This is a genomic window from Glaciecola sp. 2405UD65-10, from assembly GCF_048820975.1.
Taxonomy (GTDB): Bacteria; Pseudomonadota; Gammaproteobacteria; order Enterobacterales; family Alteromonadaceae; genus Glaciecola.
In genome coordinates, this window is sequence record NZ_JBMEUF010000001.1 from 1441026 (window position 1) to 1462410 (window position 21385).

Consider the following 21385-nt stretch of genomic DNA (forward strand, 5'->3'; position numbering starts at 1 on the left):
GCCGCCTTGAAACAACTATCGTTAGATGTGCTTAGAAGCTTTGTTACTATTGTAGATGTGGGTAATTTTCAGCGCGCGGGCGAAATGTTAGGGCGGTCACAACCAGCTATTAGCTTGCAAATAAAAAAGCTAGAACAACAGGTAAATAAAAAATTATTTAATAAAGTAGGCCAAGGCTACCAAGTAAGTACTGACGGCAAATGGCTTTACGAACACGCGAAGCAAATGCTTAAAATTAATGACAACATTTTTCGCGAACTCAGTATTGAAACCCTTCGCGGGCGAATGCGTTTGGGGATTCCCAGTGAATTTGCTTCGGCATTACTACCTAGTATTATTGGTGAGTTTTCGCAGCGTTATCCTGATGTATCACTAGATGTAACATCTGCCTTAAGTAAACATTTGCTTTCAAATGCGCAACAAAACAAATTTGACCTTATTCTTGCACTTTTGCACCCTACGCAAACCCCTCATCATGAAAATTTAGAAATATTACGGGAAGATGAGCTTGTATGGGTGGGCGACAAAAACAGAAACTTACCCACTAAAAATCTTCCTTTAGTGCTGGCACCCGAAGACTGTATTTATAGAAGCCGTGTTATAAGCCAATTAAAACAACAAACTCATGCGTGGAAGATTAATTATACCAACCCTGATTTTTACGGCTTAATGGCTGCAATTAAGCAAGGCCTAGGTATAACAGCTTTAGCAAAATCCATTGTGCCCGACGAACTTGAAATTATTCGTGACAAACGCTTGCCGAATTTAGGCAGTATTAACATATGCTTATTGAATCAAGATACACAACACCCGCAAGTATCACAAACCCTAGCAAATTACATTAGGGCGCGCATTGGCGTAAACTAATTGTTAAACTAAAGTAGCACTTCGCCAATGGTGCAGCATAATCCTGTTCAAAAATTATAGATTATTCTGAGGCTTTACGCCCGTAAATAGAGCCTTACAGGAGCATACATAATATTTATGTCAAATATATGTAATAAATGCGGCTTTGCTATTAACATTTACTGAGAATTTGATATGATGATTTTGAAGTAATCGGATGAGTTGTTTGCATTGCAGTATTCGTTGGCTGTATCGCGCATTAATGTAAATAACCGTTTTCCTCTTTTCATTTTTAATATAGAAAGAAGCTAACCATGTACAGATCTGAAAATTATTTTGCAGTAGCACGTTTAATGCGCGTTTTCGTATTGCTAGTGATGGGCGTTTTGTTGTTTACCGCTCTAGCTTATGCCTCTTCAGAAAACACAAATGCTAATGGCGCAAATGCAACAGTATCAAGTTTGAATACGCAGTCAAATGTACAGGATGTATCAGTTTTAGGTAGTGCTACCATAAACAGAGAAACGGAAGTCGCATAAAGTAAGCTTGTTTGTTGTTTTATTCTTTTGAGTTTTATTCGTAAAAAACAAACTAGCGTTTAATGCAAAAAAACCGAACATACTCAATGTTCGGTTTTTTTATGTCTGCACTTTAGCTTAAGCTTCAAATCAATGGCTTACAAAATTAGCTTGAAGCTTGGTCAATAAAAAACTTTTTCACAAAAGCGAGTTTATTTGCTGCGAATAAGCCGGTATTGCGCACTAGCTTTTTAAGTGGGTCAGAACCGTCAAACAGTCGCTTAAAGCCTTCCATGCTTGCTATTACTTTAAGCGCTTCTGCTTTTCGCCAGCGCTCATATTTTCTAAGTTGAAACAAACTCCCTAATTGCTCAGGTGATTGCGAAATAATTTGTAAAAGCGACTGTACATCAGCTAAGCCTAGGTTGGCTCCTTGCCCCGCTAACGGGTGAATGGTATGCGCGGCGTCACCAACTAAGGCAACACTGTTACCTACCCATGTTCGCGCATAGCGCATGCGTAAATTTAGAGCTTTTCTTTCGCTCAATAGCTCAAGCTTCCCGAACTGGTTATTTATGGCCACCAATAAGGCTTTCTCAAATTCAGCGTTAGGTAAAGCCATTAATTCACGCGCTTTTTCGCTTTGCTGAGAAAACACAATAGAGCACACATTTGGGTCAGCCAAAGGTAAAAACGCCAAAGGTCCATAAGGAGTAAAGGCTTGTTTGGCAGTATTGTTATGCGTTTGATTGGTTTTTACATTTGCCACAATAGCCGTATGATCATAATCCCAAAAGGTTTGTTTGAAGCCAAAGGCACGCCTCACTTGGCTATTTGCGCCATCAGCGCCTACAAGTAACTTTGCGTTAATCATTTGGCCTGATTCAAGTAACACTTGCGCGCCAGTTTCATCCGCATGCATGTGCTGTATACTTTGCTCATATAAACAGCTTATTTCATTACGCTGTTCAATAGCTTTTTGCAGAGCATCGGTAAGCTGGTCATTTTCAATAATGTGCCCCAATGATGCAGGCCCTTCAAAAGCATTACTTTGCCCGCTAGTGTCAAAATCAATGTGGCCAAACCCGTCTTGGTCCCAAACTTCCATGTGAGTGTAAGCTTGCTTTCGCTGAATCAATTGCCAAGCCCCCAAACGCCTCAAAAATGCTTCACTGGCTGATGAAATTGCACTTACTCGAACAGAAAAATCAGTGTTAGTTTGCGGTAATTTAGGAGCAGGCAGTTTATCAATTATAGCAACACTTATTGCTTGCTCAGCTAGCCCTAAAGCTAACGCTTGCCCCACTATTCCGGCGCCAACTACAATTACATCTACATTTGTTTTCATGCTTTATTGCTCTTAACTTTGTTTCGCTGGCCCATGGCAAAGTTTGCAAATTGCTGCTTTAGCAACTTACTTTTGTTCATGGCAAGCAAACTGATATTTCTTCCAACTACTAAGGGGAAATACTGGTTTGAAAATATACTCACTAAACTGTCGGTTGCGTTAACGGTTGCAAATTTATCATGCTGCCTACTCTTTTTGTAAGCTTGGGTGTTTGAAAATGCGCCTACATCTATAGTGGCGTCAATCGTGTTTACTAAGTCAAACACATCGCGAATACCTAAATTAAAACCTTGCCCTGCTATAGGATGCAAGCTCTGAGCTGCGTTTCCTAAACATATACTTCTATGCCCCACAAAGTTTTGAGTTTGGCTAAGTATTAAGGGGTACTTTACCACCTTGCTTATAGCTTCAATTTTGCCTAGCTTATAACCAAACAAAGGCTGGAGTTGCTGAATAAACTGCGCTTCACTTTTATTCATTACCGCATCTACGTCATTATTATTTATGCACCACACCACCGACATTGCATGCTTGCTTGGCGCATTACCATTGTTCGCATACATCGGCAAAAAGGCAATAGGACCTTGGCTAGTGAACCGCTCAAAGGCATAGTTATTGTGCGGTAGCTGCATGTTAACATTAGTTATTATTGCGCTTTGGCCATAGTCATAATGGCTTTTATTAAAACCTAATAACGCACTAGTGGGCGAGTTAGCGCCATCGCAAATTAACACTAACTTGGTGCTTTTGCTCATGGTAGCTTGCTTGGTCTGCTCAAGGTTTTCTAGTGTTAGCTTTATGCACGCTTGCTGCTTGTGTGCCTGCTTAATTTTAACGGGCGCGTAATATGTCACATTGCTGCACTGCTTTACTTTGTTTAGTAAATACAATCCAAAGGCTTTTATTGACACCACCTTACCCAATTCGCTGCGGCCAAACTCTTTTGCACTTAGTTGCACTTGCCCTAAGTGGCCTTTATCAGACACATGAATGTGTTCAATACTTTGGGTAACTATTTCACCAATATCTATACCTAATTGGCTCAGCAAATGTAAAGACTCACCCGCTAATGCAATAACACGTTCATCAAACTGATGCTGCGTATTTTCCGCTTGGCTTTCATCAGGTATATAAGCTTCAAATAATGCAATGCGTAAGTGTGAAAACTGACTTAGTGCTAACGCGGCTAAACACCCTACTACGCCACCACCACTAATAGCTACGTCGTAGTCAATAGCGCTGGGGTTTACGTCATTTTCTAAATGTTGTTCCGTCATGTTTTGCATATATTGGCTAGTTACTGCTTATTGTGAGTATCAAGGTAAGTTGGCTAAGCTTCTGCCATTATGGCTTCAATATCTTTTACTGTTTTAGCAATATTTTGGGTCATTACCGTATTGCCATTGCTTGTTATTACAATATTGTCTTCAATGCGTATACCAATACCTTTGTATTGCTCTGGTACATTGGCCTTTTGCGAAATATATATACCCGGCTCTACCGTAAGTACCATGCCTTCTTCCAAGGGTTTGTCGTTGCCGGCTTGTTTGTAGTCACCTACATCATGTACGTCTAAGCCTAGGTAATGCCCTAAACCATGCATGAAGAATTCTCGGTGCGCATCATCTTCCAAGCAGGCTTCTAAAGTGCCTTCTAGTATCCCAAGCGCTAGTAAACCTTGCGTTATTTGCCTAACTGCCAATTGCATAGCGTCGGCAATAGTTTTACCGGGAACAAGTGCGTCAATGCACGCTAATTGTACTTCTAACACTAAATTATAAAGTGCCGTTTGTGCTTCGCTAAACTTCCCATTTACCGGAAAAGTACGGGTAATATCAGCCGCATAACCTTGAAATTCAGAACCAGCATCAATTAGCACCAAGTCACCCTCTTTAAGAAGGTCTTGGTTTTCAGTGTAATGTAAAATACAGGCGTTTTCGCCACCACCTACAATTGTATTGTATGCGGCAAAGCGAGCGCCGTTCATAGCAAAGTGATGCAAAATAGTCGCTTCTAGTTGGTATTCATACATACCCACTTTACAAATTTGCATGGCTTTTTTATGCGCTTCACAAGAAATATTAGCGCTTTGCTGCATAAGGGCTATTTCGTCACTGTCTTTTATAAGCCGCATAGCGTGCACAATAGGATTTACATCATGAATGCTTTTAGGCGCAAGCATACTTTGCTTAGGTGCTTTTTTGCATACCATTAAACTCGCTTGAACAATAGCGTCAGCGGCGTCATTGCTGCCAAGGCTGTAATAAAGCTGTTCGTGCCCATCTAATATAGCGGGGAGTAAATGGCTAACGTCATCAATATTGTACGCTTCATCTACTTCCAATACGCTTGGTGCCGCTTCCGCGCCAAGGCGTCGGCCTTGCCAAATTTCAGCCAGTTCGTTTTTGGCTCTTACCAGTAAAATTGATTTTCCCTTAGCAGAGCTTGAATCACCTTGGTTTGACAGTATCAAAAATGCATCGGGTTCGTTAAAGCCCGTTAGGTAATAAAAGTCGCTGTTTTGGCGAAAGTGATATTCCGTATCATTACTGCGAGTGCATTCTTGAGCGGCGGGAATAATAGCAAGGCTATTTGGCGCAAGTTGGCTCAATAAACGTTTACGCCGCGCTAAAAAAGAGTGTGTGTTTATCAATGGATCACCGGTGACTGTTGGCGCGAGTCAATAAGTGATTTGCCCATTTCATTAAAGCAAAGCATGGCGCTAATACGCACATATTCCACTACTTCAAAAAAGGCTTGTTCAGACTCTTCGGTTTCATCCATTGCTTCATCAAGCTTACTAATTTGCGCAAAATCTTCTAAGGCTTCTTTTGCCTCTTCAGAACATTTGGTTAAGTCATCTTGATGCAAGCCAAAGCCCAATAGAAATCCATGCACCCAGTTTACTAGCGCTTTACCTCTCACATTAATTGAACTGCTATCTTCTGGTAAACACATACGAAGCGCAAAATCAGCTTCTATAAACTCTTGGCATATTTGATTGAACATAAGCACTATGTTTTGCTCAGCGGTAGGGCTAAATTTATCACCCTGATTAACTACGTCAGCCAGTGCTTCTATCCAGTTTTGATCATCTAAATTCATTCCTCCGGCTAACATGCCACACAAAATACCGTGAATTTCGGATGCATCCACAATAATGTTTTCGGCGCTAAGCATGGTATTAAATAGGTCGCAGTCAATTAATGGTGCGTTTGGCGAAGAAGGAGGAGTAGTTTGCGTCACTGGATATTCTCTAATATTGAAGTAAGTTAATAATAACAAAGCAAAGAAAACAATGCACCTAGCATAAACTGTACGCGATTCACGCACTTAACTAAACTGTCGCCCTTTAGTACTACCTTTGCCCTTATGTTTGCGTTAATATACGCACTTAGTTAGCCCAATGCGTGCGTGGCAGTATTGCCAAATTGTTGCAAAATTTGCGCAATGAATTACGCAGCACTATGCTTCCTGAAATGTTTGCAAGTCACTTCATGTTCCTGGCCGATGCTTAAAACCCAGGAAGTTGATTCCACTGCTATTGTGTAAGCTCGGCTAGTATCGAGAAACCTACGGCAGTGATGATACTTCCACCGTGCACATGTCGGCGCACGGACGAAAAGTGTACAGCGGCATTTTGGGAAGCTCCCTTTTCAATACTCAATTACAAACGCTAGTAGTTCATCTACCAGAGGCAATAAATGGCAATTTATAATTTTGGTTCTATCAATATTGATCATGTTTATTTAGTTCCACACTTCGTAGCCCCCGGCGAAACCTTATCTTCAACTGATTATCATTCTGTACTAGGTGGCAAAGGCGCAAACCAATCTATTGCCTGTGCTCTTGCAGGTGCCGATGTAAAACATATAGGTGCAGTGCATTCTTCTGATTCAGCCTATATAACTAGCATTCGTGCAGCCGGTGTAGATTGCCAATATATAAATGAACAAACGGCTGTTGCCTCAGGTCACGCTATTATTCAAGTGTCTGAAAGCGGCGAGAATGCCATTGTGCTTTTCACTGGTGCTAACCATACCCTTCAGGCTAGTGACATTAACAAAGTAATTGAGCAAGCGAACAGTGATGACTGGGTACTGCTTCAAAACGAAACTAACGCAATTGAAAGCATTATTGAAATTGCAGCTAGAAAAGGTTTAAAAATTGCCTTTAATCCAGCGCCAATGACACCAGAAGTGGCGCAATTACCCTTGGAAAAAGTAGAGCTTCTTATTGTTAATGAAATAGAAGCAATGCAATTAAGCATTACCAACAGCGTTGAGCAGGCTTATAAAGCGCTGCACGATAAATATCCAAATACCAAAATTTTAATGACTTTAGGTAAAGCAGGCGTTAAGTATATTCATGGTGATAAGCACATTGATATGCCTGGCTTCTCGGTAGAGGCGGTTGATACAACAGCCGCTGGCGATACCTTCACTGGCTATTTTTTAGCAAATTACCTTGATCAACAAAATCCAGAACATGCATTGAAAAGTGCTTGTGCAGCGGCTGCAATTTCAGTAACACGCTCGGGTGCAGCGCCTTCAATTCCGCACAAAGACGAAGTAGACGCGTTTTTACAACAAGCTAAATAATAGCTGAACATTGGAAAAATTCATGACACATAAGATTATATTAGATACTGATCCTGGCATTGACGATGCAATGGCAATATTTTTCGCTTTTCAAGCAAAAGAAATAGACGTACTAGGCCTAACCACTGTTTATGGCAATGTGCCCGTTGAAATGGCGGCGCAAAATGCCCTAAGCCTAGTTGAACTTGCCGGGCTTGATATTCCCGTGTGTAAAGGTGTAGGCCGTCCTTGGGTTGGCCCTGAATCAACGTATGCGCATTTTGTGCACGGTGATGACGGTTTTGGCAATATTGATCACCCACCTTCAAGCCGTACCTTAGACCCACGTTCGTCAGCACAGTTTATTATTGATAAAGCCCGTGAGTTTCCTGGTGAAATTACTATTGTTGCGGTTGGCCCATTAGGGAACTTAGCCCTTGCTTTACGCCTAGAGCCTGAATTACCAAAACTAATTAAAGCGGTCAATATTATGGGCGGTGCAGCGTTTGTTCCAGGTAACGTAACACCTGTAGCAGAAGCCAATATTTGGAACGATGCTCATGCGGCTGATATCGTATTTTCTGCTGACTGGACTATTAACATGTTTGGTTTAGATGTAACTTACGACGTACCATTTGCGCCTCAATTTATTGATACTTTAGCTGAAGTTAACCCCATACTAGGTGGTTTCGTAGCGAAAGCATCTCAGTTTTATATGGAGTTCTATTCGCAGGGTAAAGATGAGCAAGTATGCTTTTTCCACGATGCTTATCCAATTGCCCACCTCATGCATCCAGAGTTATTTGAAATGACCAACGGCAATATGCGTATTGGCACAGGTGAACTTGATAAAGGCCAAACTATGTTTGCACCGGCAAATACCACCATGAGCCCTCTTTGGTTAGAGTCACAAAAATCAAACGTGGCAACGCAGGTTGATCACGAAGCTCTGACGGAACTGTTTGTATCAACCTACGCTTTGTAAGCGTTATATAAGGCATTGTTTACGTGCTTAGACAGGAATTACGGCGCACTTTTCGTGAAAAGCGCAATGCCTTAAGCCCACACGAACAACACCAAGCCGCCACTGCTATTGTTGATATTTGGCGCAGCTACGCTGAGCCAAATATCAATGTCCAAAAAGTGGCTATCTATTTAAGCACCGATGCTGAGCTTAACACTTCTTTTTTAATAGAATACTTTTGGAAGAATAATACTGAGGTATATTTACCTGTTATTCATCCTTTCACGAAAGGGTATTTACTGTTTTTAAAATACACCCGCAATACCCCCATGAAAACCAATCAGTTTGGTATTTTAGAGCCGATTTTAGATATCACTCAAATGTGCTTAGTCGAAGAACTTGATGTGATTTTTACGCCATTAGTGGCTTTTGACCAAAGCGGTAATCGTTTGGGAATGGGCGGTGGCTTTTATGATAGAACGCTTGTTAAGTTAAACAACAAGCCTTCCACGAAAAAGGCAAATACCCGAATAATTGGCCTTGCCCATAATTGTCAGAAAACAGTGTCATTACCTGTTGAAACATGGGATATTCCCTTACCTTATATTCTAAGCCCTAGCCATTTTTATACTTTTTGATAGGAAATCAACATGAGCACTAGTGAAGCAAATTTAAGCCAAGATGAGAAGAAACAAGCCGCTGCTAAAGCTGCCATAAAATACGTTAAAAGCGATGCTATTGTGGGAGTGGGTACCGGTTCTACCGTAAACTTTTTTATTGATGCCCTAGCTGAACATAAGCATAGAATCCAAGGGGCAGTATCAAGCTCTGATGCCTCTACTGAGCGTTTAAAAGGCCATGGTATTGAAGTATTTGATTTAAACGAAATAGACCAACTTGATATATACGTTGATGGCGCTGACGAAATAACAGAGCATAAGCATATGATCAAAGGTGGAGGTGCTGCACTTACCCGTGAAAAAATTGTGTCAGCGGTGGCTAAAACCTTTGTTTGCATAATTGACGATACAAAGAATGTACCCGTGCTGGGCAGCTTTCCTTTACCCGTAGAAGTGATTCCTTTAGCACGTTCATACGTAGCGCGAGAAATTGTGAAGTTAGGCGGCGACCCAGAGTATCGTCAAGGCGTTGTAACTGACAACGGCAACCACATAATTGATGTACACAATTTGCGAATTGTTAACCCCTCGGAATTAGAAACACGATTGAACCAGATTGTGGGTGTAGTAACGAACGGTTTGTTTGCTCATCGCGGCGCAAATGTGGTAATTACGGGCACCAATACAGGTGTAGAAATAAGCGAATAAAGATTACGTACTCATTTAAGTAGCTTGTTTATAGATTTGCTTTAAATAGTACTTGCGAAATAGCTGTATTTTGCTATCTTTCAATCTTCATTAAATAGACGTCTAGATGTCTTAATTTCAAGGACAAGGTTAGTACCCTCATGAGTAAAAAGTCATTAGCTAAAGATAAAATCCGCATATTGCTCTTAGAGGGCCTTCACAACAGTGCCCTTGAAACATTTAAATCCAATGGCTATACCAATATTGAGTCCTTGAAAACGTCTTTACCTGAAGACGAACTAATTGAAAAAATTAAAGATGCTCATTTTGTTGGCATTCGCTCGCGTACTCAATTAACAGAAAACGTATTCCAAGCGGCTAAAAAGTTAATTGGCGTGGGTTGCTTCTGCATTGGTACGAATCAGGTTGACTTACTTGCAGCGCAAAAACGAGGCATTGTAGTTTTCAATGCGCCATTTTCAAATACTCGTTCTGTGGCTGAATTGGTACTTGGTCAAATTATTTTATTGCTACGTGGTGTACCAGAGAAAAACGCAAAAGCCCATCGCGGAGAATGGGAAAAGAGCGCGGTTGGCAGTTATGAAGCACGCGGTAAAACCCTTGGTATTATTGGTTACGGACACATTGGTACGCAGTTAAGCATTCTTGCTGAGCATTTAGGTATGCGCGTCCAGTTTTATGATATTGAAGATAAGCTAGTGTTAGGTAATTCAACCCAAGTTAAAACGCTTAAAGAGTTGTTGAATACCTCTGACGTAGTAAGTTTGCATGTGCCAGAAACTGATCATACGCAAAACATGATTGGCAAAGCAGAACTTGAACAAATGAAGCCCGGTGCAATTTTGATCAACGCCGCACGCGGAACGGTAATTGATATTGAAGCCCTAAGTGCTAGCCTTGAAGCCGGTAAACTCAATGGTGCGGCTATTGATGTATTCCCTGTTGAGCCAAAATCTAACAACGAAGAATTTGTGTCACCTTTAAGAAAGTTTGATAACGTTATTCTAACGCCGCACGTGGGCGGTTCTACTCAAGAAGCCCAGCAAAACATTGGCATTGAAGTGGCCGGTAAATTGGTTAAATACAGTGACAATGGCTCTACCCTTTCAGCGGTTAACTTCCCTGAAGTGTCGTTGCCATCACATACGAATCGTTCACGCCTATTACACGTGCACGTTAACCGCCCCGGTATGCTGACGCAAATTAACCAAGCCTTTGCTGATAAGTCTATTAATATTGCAGCCCAGTACCTGCAAACAGATGAGAACATTGGTTATGTAGTGGTAGATATTGACGCTGAGAACGCGGCCGAAGGCCTTGCACAGTTAAGTGCAATTGAAGGCACCATTAAGACTCGATTACTTCACTAATTGTGATGTTTATTAGGCATAAAAAAAAGCGCTAAAAAGCGCTTTTTTTGTGCCTGTAATTTATAGCTTAGAAAAAGCTATAAACCAAAGTTACTGCAGTTTCTGTATCTAGTTTTTCAACACCAACAGCTACATCTGTATTGTGATCAAATTTCAAAGACAGCTTCATAGACAAGCCGCCAGCAATTTGCGCTGATAAGGCGCTTTCTGCTCTTGATTTGGTGTTCTCGTCACCAATTTCAGTACTGAACGTTTGCGTAAAACGAGCTGTTTCAGAAATATTCCACTTGTAGTTTACCGCACCACGAATAATTAAGCCGCTAACTGATTCGTCATTCAAGTCTTTAGCATAAGAGTAACCAGGACCAACACTGTAGTCGAAGCTGCTGGTTTCATCTTCCCAAACCTTCTGGTTCCAACCCGCAGCAATTGTTGATTGGTACTTATAGCTGCTGAAACGGTCATCTTCATAAGATGCGAAACCGAATAAACGGTGGTTAGGGTTTTCTAACTTGTAGTTACCTTGCGCAGATGCAAAGAATTTTTGAGCAGATGTTTGCTCTTCTTCAATTGTTTCACCATCTACCACATTTTCAACAGTGTCTTTTTTATACAATGCGGTGAATTTATATTCGTTGCTCCACTCTTCTAGCTCTTGCTTAGCTGACAAACCAGCACTACCTGAGGTAGTTTCAGTGTTACCTGAGGTGAAGATAAATCCGAATTCACCGTCCATTGTTAAGGCTTTTTCGTCTGCGGCAAATGCAGTAGAAGTGGCTAAGGCGCTCAAAACTGAGGCAAAAATAAGTTGCTTTTTCATGGTTAGTCCTTTGTATAATGTTCATCGTCACGCTTGCAACAGCTAAAATTCAAGCGAAACTTGCTGATTTGCTAAGTTTGCGGCATTTTAGCGATTTTAAGCTAATAATCAACCTAAAAGAACTGATAGACCATAGAAACACTAGTTTGTGTAGACAAAACCCGGTCTTCTTCTGCCACGTTTTCGTTAAATACCACGTTAAAAGATAGCTTCATTCCAAGCTTTTTAAATATGGTTGAGGTGAAAGAGGTATTTGATCGAGCTTTGGTGAGTCCGCTACCCACTTCAGCAGAAATTTCTTGTCTGAAGCGTGCATTTTTATTGAACTTCAAACTATATAGCAAGGTGCCGCGTGCTATAGGACCCGACAAACGAATGCCCGTTCTTTCCTGTAAAAAATGACTGTACCCTGGACCTATGCTGTATCTAAATTCCGATTCGGGATTTTGCCACATTACCTGGCTCCAACCCGTAACTGCGGTGAATTGCTCGCGCAATAGATTAAATTGGTTGTCATCATATTCTACGTAGCCAAATAACCTTTTTGTTTCGTCAGTTAGCTTGTAGTCAAATTGGCCAGAAACTGAAATACGCGTTGTTTCGATTTCATCGGTTCCGCTTTCACTACTAGATGAATCAACCGTATTGATTCGTTGAAGGAGCTGTACTTCGTAGCGATTACTCCAATCTACTAACTCTTGGCTTGAATCTAGCGCTAGCTTAATCATGCTAGTATCGGAATTACCGGTGGTGATTAACAATCCCACTTCGCCATCTAGTGCAAAAGGCCTATTGGGGTTTTGTTTTCTATCATTAGTTTTGAAAAGGGAGGCAAGTAAGTCTTTTTCTTTACTAGGATCTTTAAAAAAATCCGACGCTTTGCTTTGTCCAAAGCATGGCAACTGCCATGCTAACAAGCCCAGTAAAAAAATTGTTTTTAAAATCTTCAACATTGCGCGTTCTTATTTTTTTGTAATAACGCGCAAATGCCAATTTATTTTAATTTATGGCCTGTGCTATTTTAAACGTTTCTGATTGCGCGAATTCAAAAATGATATCATATTCATAGTCATTTAAGCCAATAGATTGCGTCGCTTGAAGATTAAAATCTTCATGGCTAAGCAATGCCTTCCCCTCTTTCTTTTCTGCCATAGCCGCTGCCATGTATAACACCGACTCGTCAAGACTCAACTGTTGATGTGGGAAAAGCGTTAACTGTGTTAGGGTTTCGTGTAAATTGGCGGGCAACTGGAAACTTTCAAGAATTCGCCCCGAACAATGGCAAAAAGTGAATCCGAATGCAGCACGCTGGGCCTCGAGTGGGAGCATAGTGTCTTTTGCATCAAGGTATTTTTTATAGCCAGCTTGTAGCTTGGTGGCGCAAATTAGCTCAGCTAAATTCATTAAAATACCCATTACGAAAAATCGCTCGCTTCCCCTGTTTTGAATTTGCTGTGCAATACTTCTAGCAATAAGCCCCTGCATCACCGCTTTTTCCCAAAAGGCTTTAAAATCAATTGGCTCACTGCTTAAGGCTTTAAATGCCAAGTTTGCGGTTTCTGCCATTGTTATATTGTAGGCAGCTTCGCCACCAATAACGCCTAAGGCTTTATTAACGCTAGTTACCTGAGACGGGAAGCGAAATAATGCGCTGTTAGCTAACTTGAGTACTTTAGCGGCAAGTGATGGATCTAAAGATATAATTTGTGCAATATCATCTGAGCTAGACATAGGATCATCTAATAACTGACGTATCTTCACGCAGGTATCGGGAAGCGTAAAACTTTTATTAGCATATTTTATTAAGGGCATCATCGACATAAGTTATCTCTCATTGGCACAACCACATTGTACTATGAGTCACTGTAAGCTTAGGTGCAGGTGTTAATACCATGTTGATGTTATGCATACCATTTGAAAAATGGTCGCTAGAATAAATCGCCTTGCTGGAAATGAGTCTCGCTTTTTGAACCCGCTTTTTTGCGAGCGTCAAAAGCTTTTTTACGCCTATTGCATGCTTTCACAATTATTCGCTTCGTGCCGTCATCAACATCATTCCAATGCTGACGCTCCTCTCTGCTTCTAAAACAGCCTAAACAGTAGCCACGAGGTCCCGATTGGCAAACGCCAACACAAGGGCTTGGTATGTTAAAAAACTCCAACTGCTGCATTTAGATGATTACGACTGAAGGGCTAGAATGAGGATATTATAAGCACTTTTTTTCTATATACGCCAGTAATGAAAACTCGCAATACCAATAGGCTTAAATAAAACTTAAAAAAAAAGCCAAACTTTCTACAAAGCTTGGCTTTTATATTCTTCAAAAACTAAAAGCTATTTCTTCTTTTTGGCTTTTGGATTGGGTAAATCAGTAATTGAGCCTTCAAAAATCTCAGCAGCTAAACCAATAGACTCGTTTAACGTAGGGTGTGCATGAATAGTTAAACCAACGTCTTCTGCGTCAGCGCCCATTTCAATTGCTAAACCAATTTCACCTAACATTTCGCCCGCGTTTGTTCCAATAATCGCACCACCAATTACTCGGCCAGTGTCTTTTTCGAAAATCATCTTGATCATGCCATCGGTTGCAGCAGATGCAATTGCGCGCCCTGATGCCGCCCACGGAAAATTAGCTGTTTCGTAATTAACGCCTTGTTCTTTGGCTTCTTTCTCAGTTAAGCCTACCCAAGCGATTTCTGGCTCAGTGTAAGCAACAGATGGAATACATTTAGGGTCAAAGAAGTGTTTCATACCAGAAATAACTTCAGCCGCTACGTGGCCTTCGTGCACCGCTTTGTGTGCAAGCATAGGCTGACCAACTAAGTCACCAATAGCAAAAATATTTGATACGTTTGTACGCATTTGCTTATCAACACTAATGAAGCCACGCTCATCAACTTTAACACCAGCTTTGTCGGCGTCAACAAGTGAACCATTTGGTTTACGGCCTACCGCAACAAGTACTTTGTCGTAACGCACTGCCTCGGCGGGTGCTTGCTTACCTTCAAAGCTCACATAAACGCCATCTTCTTTAGATTCCACAGCCGTTACTTTTGTTTCAAGCATGGTGTTGAACTTATCTTTGATGGTTTTCATATATATTTTGATGATGTCTTTGTCAGCTGCTGGAACTAGCTGATCTAAAAACTCAACCACATCTATTTGCGAACCTAGTGCGTGGTAAACAGTGCCCATTTCTAGACCAATTATACCACCACCAAGTATTAGCATTTTCTCTGGAATGTCTTTCATTTCCAATGCGCCGGTACTATCAATAATACGGTCGTCATCTTTTGGAACGAATGGCAAAGAAACTGGCTCAGAGCCTGCAGCAATAATTGCGTTATCAAATGTTATTGTGGTTGTTCCGCTATCGCCTTCAACAACTAAAGTATTTGCACCTGTAAATTTACCGTAACCTTTTACATGCTCAACTTTACGCATTTTAGACATACCCGATAAGCCACCCGTTAATTGCTTAACTACTGAGTCTTTCCAATCACGAATTTTGTCTAAATCAAAGGTAGGCTCGCCGAATGTTACGCCATGGGCTGATAAGTGCTTTGCTTCTTGAATAACTTTAGAAACATGAAGAAGCGCCTTTGAAGGAATACAACCTACGTTTAAGCAAACACCACCTAGGGTGTCTCGTGCATCTACCATTACGGTGTCAATGCCTAAATCTGCGGCTCTAAAAGCAGCTGAATAACCACCAGGGCCCGCACCTAATACCACTAAACTTGTTTTAATTTCGCTCATTTGAATTATGACCTCAAAATTTTTATATGCGCACTATAGTAAAGTAAAATATGCGCTAGTTCATCCCCATATGTTTTAAAAGTGAGCGCCACCGTTAATAAAACATACAAGAACGTGAAATAATAATGCTGTAAGTGAATCTGCGCTTTACATCACTTACAGCTAAACCAATCACTTTATAAAAGGATACGTCGTATATCTGCCAAACAATCTGATAAATGCACCGCGAATCTTGCCGCTAATGCACCATCAATAACACGGTGATCGTAAGACAAAGATAAAGGGAGCATTAAACGAGGCTGGAATTCTTTACCATCCCATTTTGGCTTAATTTCGCTCTTTGATACACCTAATATGGCTACATCTGGCGCATTTACAATAGGTGTAAACGCCGTGCCACCAATACCACCTAAACTTGATATGGTAAAACAGCTCCCTTGCATATCGGCGGCTTTTAATTTGCCATCACGTGCTTTAACACTAATTTCCATTAGTTCACGTGAAATATCTAGCACACCTTTCTTATCAACATCACGCACCACCGGCACTACTAAGCCTCCAGGAGTGTCTACAGCAATACCTATGTGGTAATACTTTTTCTGAATCAGGGATTCGCCCGATTCTGAAAGTGAAGTATTGAAGGTAGGGTACATTTTCAATGCATCAGCAACCGCTTTCATCATAAATACAAGTGGTGTAATTTTTACCCCAAGTTTACGTTTTTCAGCAATTTGATTCTGCTCTTTTCTGAATGTTTCCAAATCAGTAATATCAGCTTCTTCGAACTGCGTAACATGGGGGATCGTTACCCAATTACGGTGTAAGTTTGGACCTGATAATTTCTGGATGCGCGTTAACGGCACTTCTTCAACATCACCAAACTTAGAGAAATCAACTTTAGGCGGTGGCAATACCTGTAAACCACCAGAACCTTGACCCACATTAGTGCCTGGAGACATTTTAGGGCGTGACAGTTCATATTTAACATATGACTGAACGTCTTCTTTTTGAATTCTGTTTTTGCGACCACTACCACTAACTTGGCTCAAGTCTACACCAAATTCGCGCGCTAAACGGCGCACAGAAGGCGATGCATGAATATTACCTGTTGGTTTTTTGTCACCCACTGAAGGATGATGCGGCACCGGCGGCGCTTTTTGCGCAGAAGGAGTGGATGCAGGTGCTGGCGCTTTAGCTGGCTCCGGTGCAGGCGCAGAAGCCGCAGGAGCAGATTCGCTGCCAGCCACTTCCATGGTTAGCACTAAGCTACCCTCAGACACTTTATCACCTACTTTCACTTTTAAAGAAACCACTTTACCAGCGCTTGGCGCAGGTACGTCCATGGTTGCTTTGTCAGTTTCAAGGGTAATTAAACCATCTTCTTCACTTAGCTCATCACCTTCGCTTACCAATACTTCAATAATTTCAACGTCAGTATCCCCACCTATATCAGGGACTTTCACTTCAACTATTGAGGGTTCACTATTTGATGCTTGCGGTGCTGCTGCGCTTGGCGCTGAACTTTCTTGTGCAGGTTCGCTTGCACTCTCTTGAGATTCGCCACCGGCAACTTCAAGAATAAGCACTAAAGAACCTTCAGAAACTTTGTCACCCACCGCAACTTTCATTTCCACAATTTTTCCCGCTTGAGGAGCGGGTACATCCATGGTTGCTTTGTCAGTTTCAAGCGTAATTAAGCCATCTTCTTCAGCTACCGTGTCACCCACGTTAACAAGCAGTTCAATAATTTCTACGTCAGTATCACCACCTATATCAGGTACACTTACTTCAATGGTACTTGAAGCGCTGCTTGCTGTAGCTGGTGCAGGTGCAGAAGTTTCAGCCGCTGGTTGTTCGGCTTTAGCTGGTTCTGCTGGCGCTTCTTCACTAGCTGCCCCTGCAGAAGCCGCTTCGGCTTTACCTAGCAAATCGCCTTCTTTGATTTTGTCACCAACCGCCACACTTATTTCTTTAATAGTACCGTCAAAAGGTACTGGAATATCCATGCTGGCTTTATCGCTTTCAACGGTAACAAAGGCCGCTTCTGCTTCAACTGAGTCGCCTACTGCAACACATACTTCAATAATTTCAACTTCTTCACCGCCAACATCAGGAACAAGAATGTCTTGTAAATCTGCCATGATTCAATCTCCGTTTATGCGTAAAGTGGGTTAATTTTGTTGCCGTCAATTTCAAGCGCTTTTTGCGCCTTACTTAAGGTGGCGGCATCAATATCACCGGCTTTGTACAATTCATACAGTGAAGCGTATGCAATGTTTTGCGCATCTACTTCAAAGTGGCGACGCAAGTTCTCGCGGCTATCTGAACGGCCAAAGCCATCGGTTCCTAGCACGCGGTATGCACCTGGTACATATGCTCTCACTTGGTCAGCGTACGACTTAATATAGTCAGTCGCTACCACGGTTGGGCCGTCAAAACCGTTTTCTAGTACTTCGGTAATGTATGGAACACGCTGCTTAGCTTCAGGGTTGCGCATATTGAAGCGATCGCAATCAATACCGTCACGGCCTAATTCATTGAATGAAGGCACGCTGTACACTTCACATGTTACGCCAAATTCATCACTCAGTAGCTTCGCGGCTTCACGCACCTGCACTAATATAGTACCCGAACCAAGTAATTTAACTTTCTTCTTAGCTTTGGTATCGCCTACTGTATCAAGTAAATAAATACCTTTAAGAATACCTTCTTCACAGCCTTTAGGCATTTCTGGTTGAATGTAGTTTTCGTTCATTACCGTTAGGTAATAGAATACGTTTTCTTGTTTTTCAAGCATTCTGTGAATACCGTCTTGAACAATAACCGCTACTTCATAACCATAGGTTGGGTCATAACTTACGCAGTTTGGAATAAGCCCAGCTTGCACGTGGCTGTGTCCATCTTGGTGTTGTAAACCTTCGCCGTTTAGTGTGGTTCTACCCGCTGTTCCGCCAACAAGGAAACCACGGCATTGTGAATCACCTGCAGCCCAAGCCATATCACCAACACGCTGGAAACCAAACATTGAGTAATAAATGTAAACCGGAAGCATTGGTAGGTTGTTCAGTGAATAAGATGTACCGGCAGCAACAAATGATGACATCGCACCAAGTTCGTTAATACCTTCTTGTAACACTTGGCCTTTCTTATCTTCACGATAATATGCTACTTGGTCTTTATCTTGCGGTACATATTTTTGCCCCGAGTTGCTGTAAATACCAACTTGTCTAAATAAGCCTTCCATACCAAAGGTACGTGCTTCATCAGGAATAATAGGTACTACGCGTTTACCCATTTGCTTATCTTTAAGCATAACGGTTAATACACGTACAAAGGCCATGGTAGTTGAAATTTCACGATCGCCAGACCCTTTCGTTACCGCTTCAAAAGCTTTAAGTGGCGGAGCCGGTAGTTCTTCTGTGCTAGTTACTCGACGAACAGGCATGTAGCCTTTCAAGGCTTCGCGTTTTTCACGCATGTACTTCATTTCAGGGCTATCTTCTTCAAATTTGAAGTAGCTCAAATCAGCACATTCTTCGTCAGAAAGTGGAATATTGAAACGGTCACGATATTGCTTAACTGAATCAACGTCCATTTTCTTAACGTTGTGCGCAATGTTTTTGCCTTCGCCAGCATCACCTAAACCATAACCTTTAACGGTTTTAGCTAAAATAACTTGCGGGCGTCCTTGTGTTTCAGTAGCGCGTTTATATGCGGCATATACTTTTACTGGATCGTGTCCACCACGGTTCAAGCGCCAAATATCTTCGTCAGACATATTAGCAACCATTTCTTTTAGCTCAGGGTATTTACCAAAGAAATTCTCGCGGGTGTACTGGCCACCTTTTGCTTTGTAGTTCTGGTACTCACCGTCAACGGTCTCGTTCATTACATCAAGAAGCTTGCCTGATGTATCACGAGACAACAATGAATCCCAATAGCGGCCCCAAATAACTTTAATTACTTCCCAGCCTGCTCCGCGGAATGTACCTTCAAGTTCTTGAATGATTTTGCCATTACCACGAACAGGCCCGTCTAAGCGCTGTAAGTTACAGTTAATAACAAAGGTTAAGTTATCAAGGTTTTCGCGTGAAGCTAGGCCAATTGCACCTAATGATTCTGGCTCATCAACTTCACCATCACCCATAAAGCACCATACGCGTTGATTTGAACAATCACGCAAACCACGGTTAGTTAAGTACTTTAAGAAACGGGCAAGATAAATGGCTTGCATAGGGCCTAAGCCCATCGATACCGTTGGGAACTGCCAGAAATCAGGCATTAGTTTTGGATGCGGATATGACGATATACCTTCGCCATCTACTTCTTGGCGGAACATATCAAGTTGGCCGGCACTTAAGCGCCCTTCAATAAACGCACGTGAATATATACCTGGAGAAACGTGCCCTTGTACAAACAAGTAATCGCCGCCATCTTCATCAGTAGGCGCGCGGAAGAAGTGGTTAAAACCAACATCGTACAGCATCGCTGAAGATGCGAAACTTGATATATGACCGCCTAGTTCTAAATCTTTCTTAGAGCCACGTAACACCATCATCAATGCATTCCAACGAATCGCATTTCTAATTTTGGCCTCAATACTTTGGTCACCAGGCATAGTAGGCTCTTGACCTGCCGGAATGGTATTGATGTACGCAGTGGTGGCATCATAAGGTAAGTGAGCGCCATTACGACGAGCTTTTTCAATAAGTGATTCTAATAAATAATGGGCTCTATCAACGCCTTCATTTTCTAGAACTGCTTCTAGTGCTTCAATCCATTCCTGCGTTTCAATCGGATCCACGTCAGGTTGTTTCACATCCGCCATAGTTTTTTCCTATTCTCTTGTTCAACTACTCTTGTTCAACTATAAAAGGCCATACGTGTCGCAATGCAAAACCCGCATCTGATATAGCCATATCTGGTTTTGCTAGCTAAAACACACTAGCCATTACTTATTATCCTGCGCAAACTACGTTGCACAGTGGCATCTTTCTGATTTATTTCTAGTAAGGTTTTTTCAACATACGATAAATGCGCGTGGCTAGCATCTCTTGCTAATTCAGGATTACCCGAACTAATAGCAGATACAATGTCAGCTCGTTGTTGAAAAATGGTGTTATTTATAATGGAAATATCGTCGCCTGCTGCACTATAGGCATTTCGCAGCATAGCTAAGTTTTGTTTAATATTATCAATAAGCATGCCTTGCACTGCTTGCATAACCTGCACTAACACCATGTTTTGTGATGCTTTTGCCATAATCATGTAAAACTCACCTAAGGCTTCTGCCTCAGCATCGGCGTTTATTTTGCACGCTTCGCTGTTGAGTTTATCAAGCGCGTCTCGTAATGCTGCGCTGTCATTTGCGCTGCCTCGCAATGCCGCATAGAAAGCAGCCATACCCTCTAAAGAATGTCTAAATTCGAGTAAATCAAATTGTGTTTCAGGGCGCTCAGAAATAAGTGCTAAAAGAGGGTCAGATAAACGGCGATTAAGATGCTGCGACACAAATGTGCCTCCGCCCTGTTTGCGCTCAATTAAGCCCTTGGCATGTAAGTTTTGAATAGCTTCACGCAACGAGGGGCGTGATACTTGAAACTTGCTGGCTAATTCTCGCTCAGGCAATAACTTTTCTCCAGCACTCAAGGTGCCGTCAACAATCATAGATTCGAGTCTCTCGGTAATGACGTCAGAAAGTTTAGGTTGCCTGATCATACGTTCCTAGTGTTAAAACAATCGTACAAAAAACGGGCTATACCTTAGCATAACCCCACAATATTTTAATTTAAAGTAATTTAGCGATTTCAGTAGAATTGCGCTGTATACTGGCGAATCGAGAATTTAATTG

Annotated in this window: 19 protein-coding genes and 1 other RNA gene; 8 read left to right on the forward strand and 12 right to left on the reverse strand. The window is 41.7% G+C overall.

Annotation, left to right across the window (positions count from 1 at the left end; all coding sequences use genetic code 11):
• The first annotated feature begins 6 nt into the window (after positions 1–6).
• Both ACOI22_RS06565 and ACOI22_RS06570 read left to right on the forward strand, forming a co-directional pair.
• On the forward strand, positions 7–867 hold the full coding sequence (locus ACOI22_RS06565) for a LysR family transcriptional regulator (protein WP_420671216.1): 861 nt from the start codon (positions 7–9) through the stop codon (positions 865–867).
• A gap of 293 nt (positions 868–1160) precedes the next feature.
• On the forward strand, positions 1161–1385 hold the full coding sequence (locus tag ACOI22_RS06570; protein ID WP_420671217.1) for a hypothetical protein: 225 nt from the start codon (positions 1161–1163) through the stop codon (positions 1383–1385).
• Between the two features lie 145 nt (positions 1386–1530).
• Here ACOI22_RS06570 and ACOI22_RS06575 read toward each other — a convergent pair whose 3' ends face one another.
• Genes ACOI22_RS06575 through ACOI22_RS06590 form a run of 4 tightly spaced genes read right to left on the reverse strand, consistent with a single transcriptional unit; the run spans position 1531 to position 5892 of the window.
• Positions 1531–2712, reverse strand: coding sequence for an FAD-dependent monooxygenase (locus ACOI22_RS06575; protein ID WP_420671218.1), 1182 nt, complete (start codon positions 2710–2712; stop codon positions 1531–1533).
• Positions 2709–3998 carry an FAD-dependent monooxygenase gene (locus ACOI22_RS06580; protein ID WP_420671219.1) on the reverse strand — a complete coding sequence of 430 codons (1290 nt, stop codon included), beginning with the start codon at positions 3996–3998 and terminating at the stop codon, positions 2709–2711. Before ACOI22_RS06580 ends, ACOI22_RS06575 begins: the two co-directional genes overlap by 4 nt.
• 44 nt (positions 3999–4042) lie before the next feature.
• Positions 4043–5365 (reverse strand): Xaa-Pro aminopeptidase, encoded by a 1323-nt coding sequence (gene pepP, locus ACOI22_RS06585; RefSeq protein ID WP_420671220.1) that lies wholly within the window; start codon positions 5363–5365, stop codon positions 4043–4045.
• Positions 5362–5892 carry a UPF0149 family protein gene (locus tag ACOI22_RS06590; protein ID WP_420672329.1) on the reverse strand — a complete coding sequence of 177 codons (531 nt, stop codon included), beginning with the start codon at positions 5890–5892 and terminating at the stop codon, positions 5362–5364. Before ACOI22_RS06590 ends, pepP begins: the two co-directional genes overlap by 4 nt.
• 288 nt (positions 5893–6180) lie before the next feature.
• Here ACOI22_RS06590 and ssrS point away from each other — a divergent pair.
• The 6 genes from ssrS to serA all read left to right on the forward strand — a co-directional run bounded on the left by ssrS (position 6181) and on the right by serA (position 10954).
• Positions 6181–6363: non-coding RNA, 6S RNA (gene ssrS / locus ACOI22_RS06595), on the forward strand.
• A gap of 53 nt (positions 6364–6416) precedes the next feature.
• Positions 6417–7313 (forward strand): ribokinase, encoded by an 897-nt coding sequence (locus ACOI22_RS06600; RefSeq protein ID WP_420671221.1) that lies wholly within the window; start codon positions 6417–6419, stop codon positions 7311–7313.
• A gap of 22 nt (positions 7314–7335) precedes the next feature.
• Positions 7336–8277: a nucleoside hydrolase gene (locus ACOI22_RS06605; protein WP_420671222.1), complete on the forward strand. Its 942-nt coding sequence runs from the start codon at positions 7336–7338 to the stop codon at positions 8275–8277.
• Positions 8278–8300: 23 nt separating this feature from the next.
• Complete coding sequence (locus ACOI22_RS06610) at positions 8301–8894, forward strand: 5-formyltetrahydrofolate cyclo-ligase (protein ID WP_420671223.1); 594 nt, start codon at positions 8301–8303, stop codon at positions 8892–8894.
• A 12-nt stretch (positions 8895–8906) separates the two neighbouring features.
• Entirely contained in the window at positions 8907–9584 is a 678-nt protein-coding gene (rpiA, locus tag ACOI22_RS06615; RefSeq protein WP_420671224.1) for a ribose-5-phosphate isomerase RpiA, read from the forward strand.
• Positions 9585–9724: 140 nt separating this feature from the next.
• Complete coding sequence (gene serA, locus ACOI22_RS06620) at positions 9725–10954, forward strand: phosphoglycerate dehydrogenase (RefSeq protein WP_420671225.1); 1230 nt, start codon at positions 9725–9727, stop codon at positions 10952–10954.
• A gap of 67 nt (positions 10955–11021) precedes the next feature.
• Here serA and ACOI22_RS06625 read toward each other — a convergent pair whose 3' ends face one another.
• From ACOI22_RS06625 to ACOI22_RS06660, 8 genes are all read right to left on the reverse strand, one after another.
• Positions 11022–11774 (reverse strand): DUF481 domain-containing protein, encoded by a 753-nt coding sequence (locus tag ACOI22_RS06625; RefSeq protein WP_420671226.1) that lies wholly within the window; start codon positions 11772–11774, stop codon positions 11022–11024.
• A gap of 113 nt (positions 11775–11887) precedes the next feature.
• Entirely contained in the window at positions 11888–12727 is an 840-nt protein-coding gene (locus ACOI22_RS06630) for a DUF481 domain-containing protein (protein WP_420671227.1), read from the reverse strand.
• Positions 12728–12773: 46 nt separating this feature from the next.
• Positions 12774–13595, reverse strand: a complete 822-nt coding sequence (locus ACOI22_RS06635; RefSeq protein ID WP_420671228.1) for an HDOD domain-containing protein — start codon at positions 13593–13595, stop codon at positions 12774–12776.
• 107 nt (positions 13596–13702) lie between these two features.
• A complete protein-coding gene (locus ACOI22_RS06640; RefSeq protein ID WP_420671229.1) occupies positions 13703–13945 on the reverse strand; it encodes a DUF1289 domain-containing protein in 243 nt (80 codons plus the stop codon).
• A 164-nt stretch (positions 13946–14109) separates the two neighbouring features.
• Positions 14110–15534, reverse strand: coding sequence for a dihydrolipoyl dehydrogenase (gene lpdA / locus ACOI22_RS06645; RefSeq protein ID WP_420671230.1), 1425 nt, complete (start codon positions 15532–15534; stop codon positions 14110–14112).
• 176 nt (positions 15535–15710) lie between these two features.
• Positions 15711–17675 carry a pyruvate dehydrogenase complex dihydrolipoyllysine-residue acetyltransferase gene (aceF, locus tag ACOI22_RS06650; protein ID WP_420671231.1) on the reverse strand — a complete coding sequence of 655 codons (1965 nt, stop codon included), beginning with the start codon at positions 17673–17675 and terminating at the stop codon, positions 15711–15713.
• A 14-nt stretch (positions 17676–17689) separates the two neighbouring features.
• Entirely contained in the window at positions 17690–20362 is a 2673-nt protein-coding gene (gene aceE / locus ACOI22_RS06655) for a pyruvate dehydrogenase (acetyl-transferring), homodimeric type (RefSeq protein WP_420671232.1), read from the reverse strand.
• Positions 20363–20478: 116 nt separating this feature from the next.
• The gene (locus tag ACOI22_RS06660) at positions 20479–21252 is read right to left on the reverse strand and encodes a GntR family transcriptional regulator (protein WP_420671233.1); all 774 of its coding nucleotides are present in this window, start codon (positions 21250–21252) and stop codon (positions 20479–20481) included.
• Positions 21253–21385 lie beyond the last annotated feature (133 nt).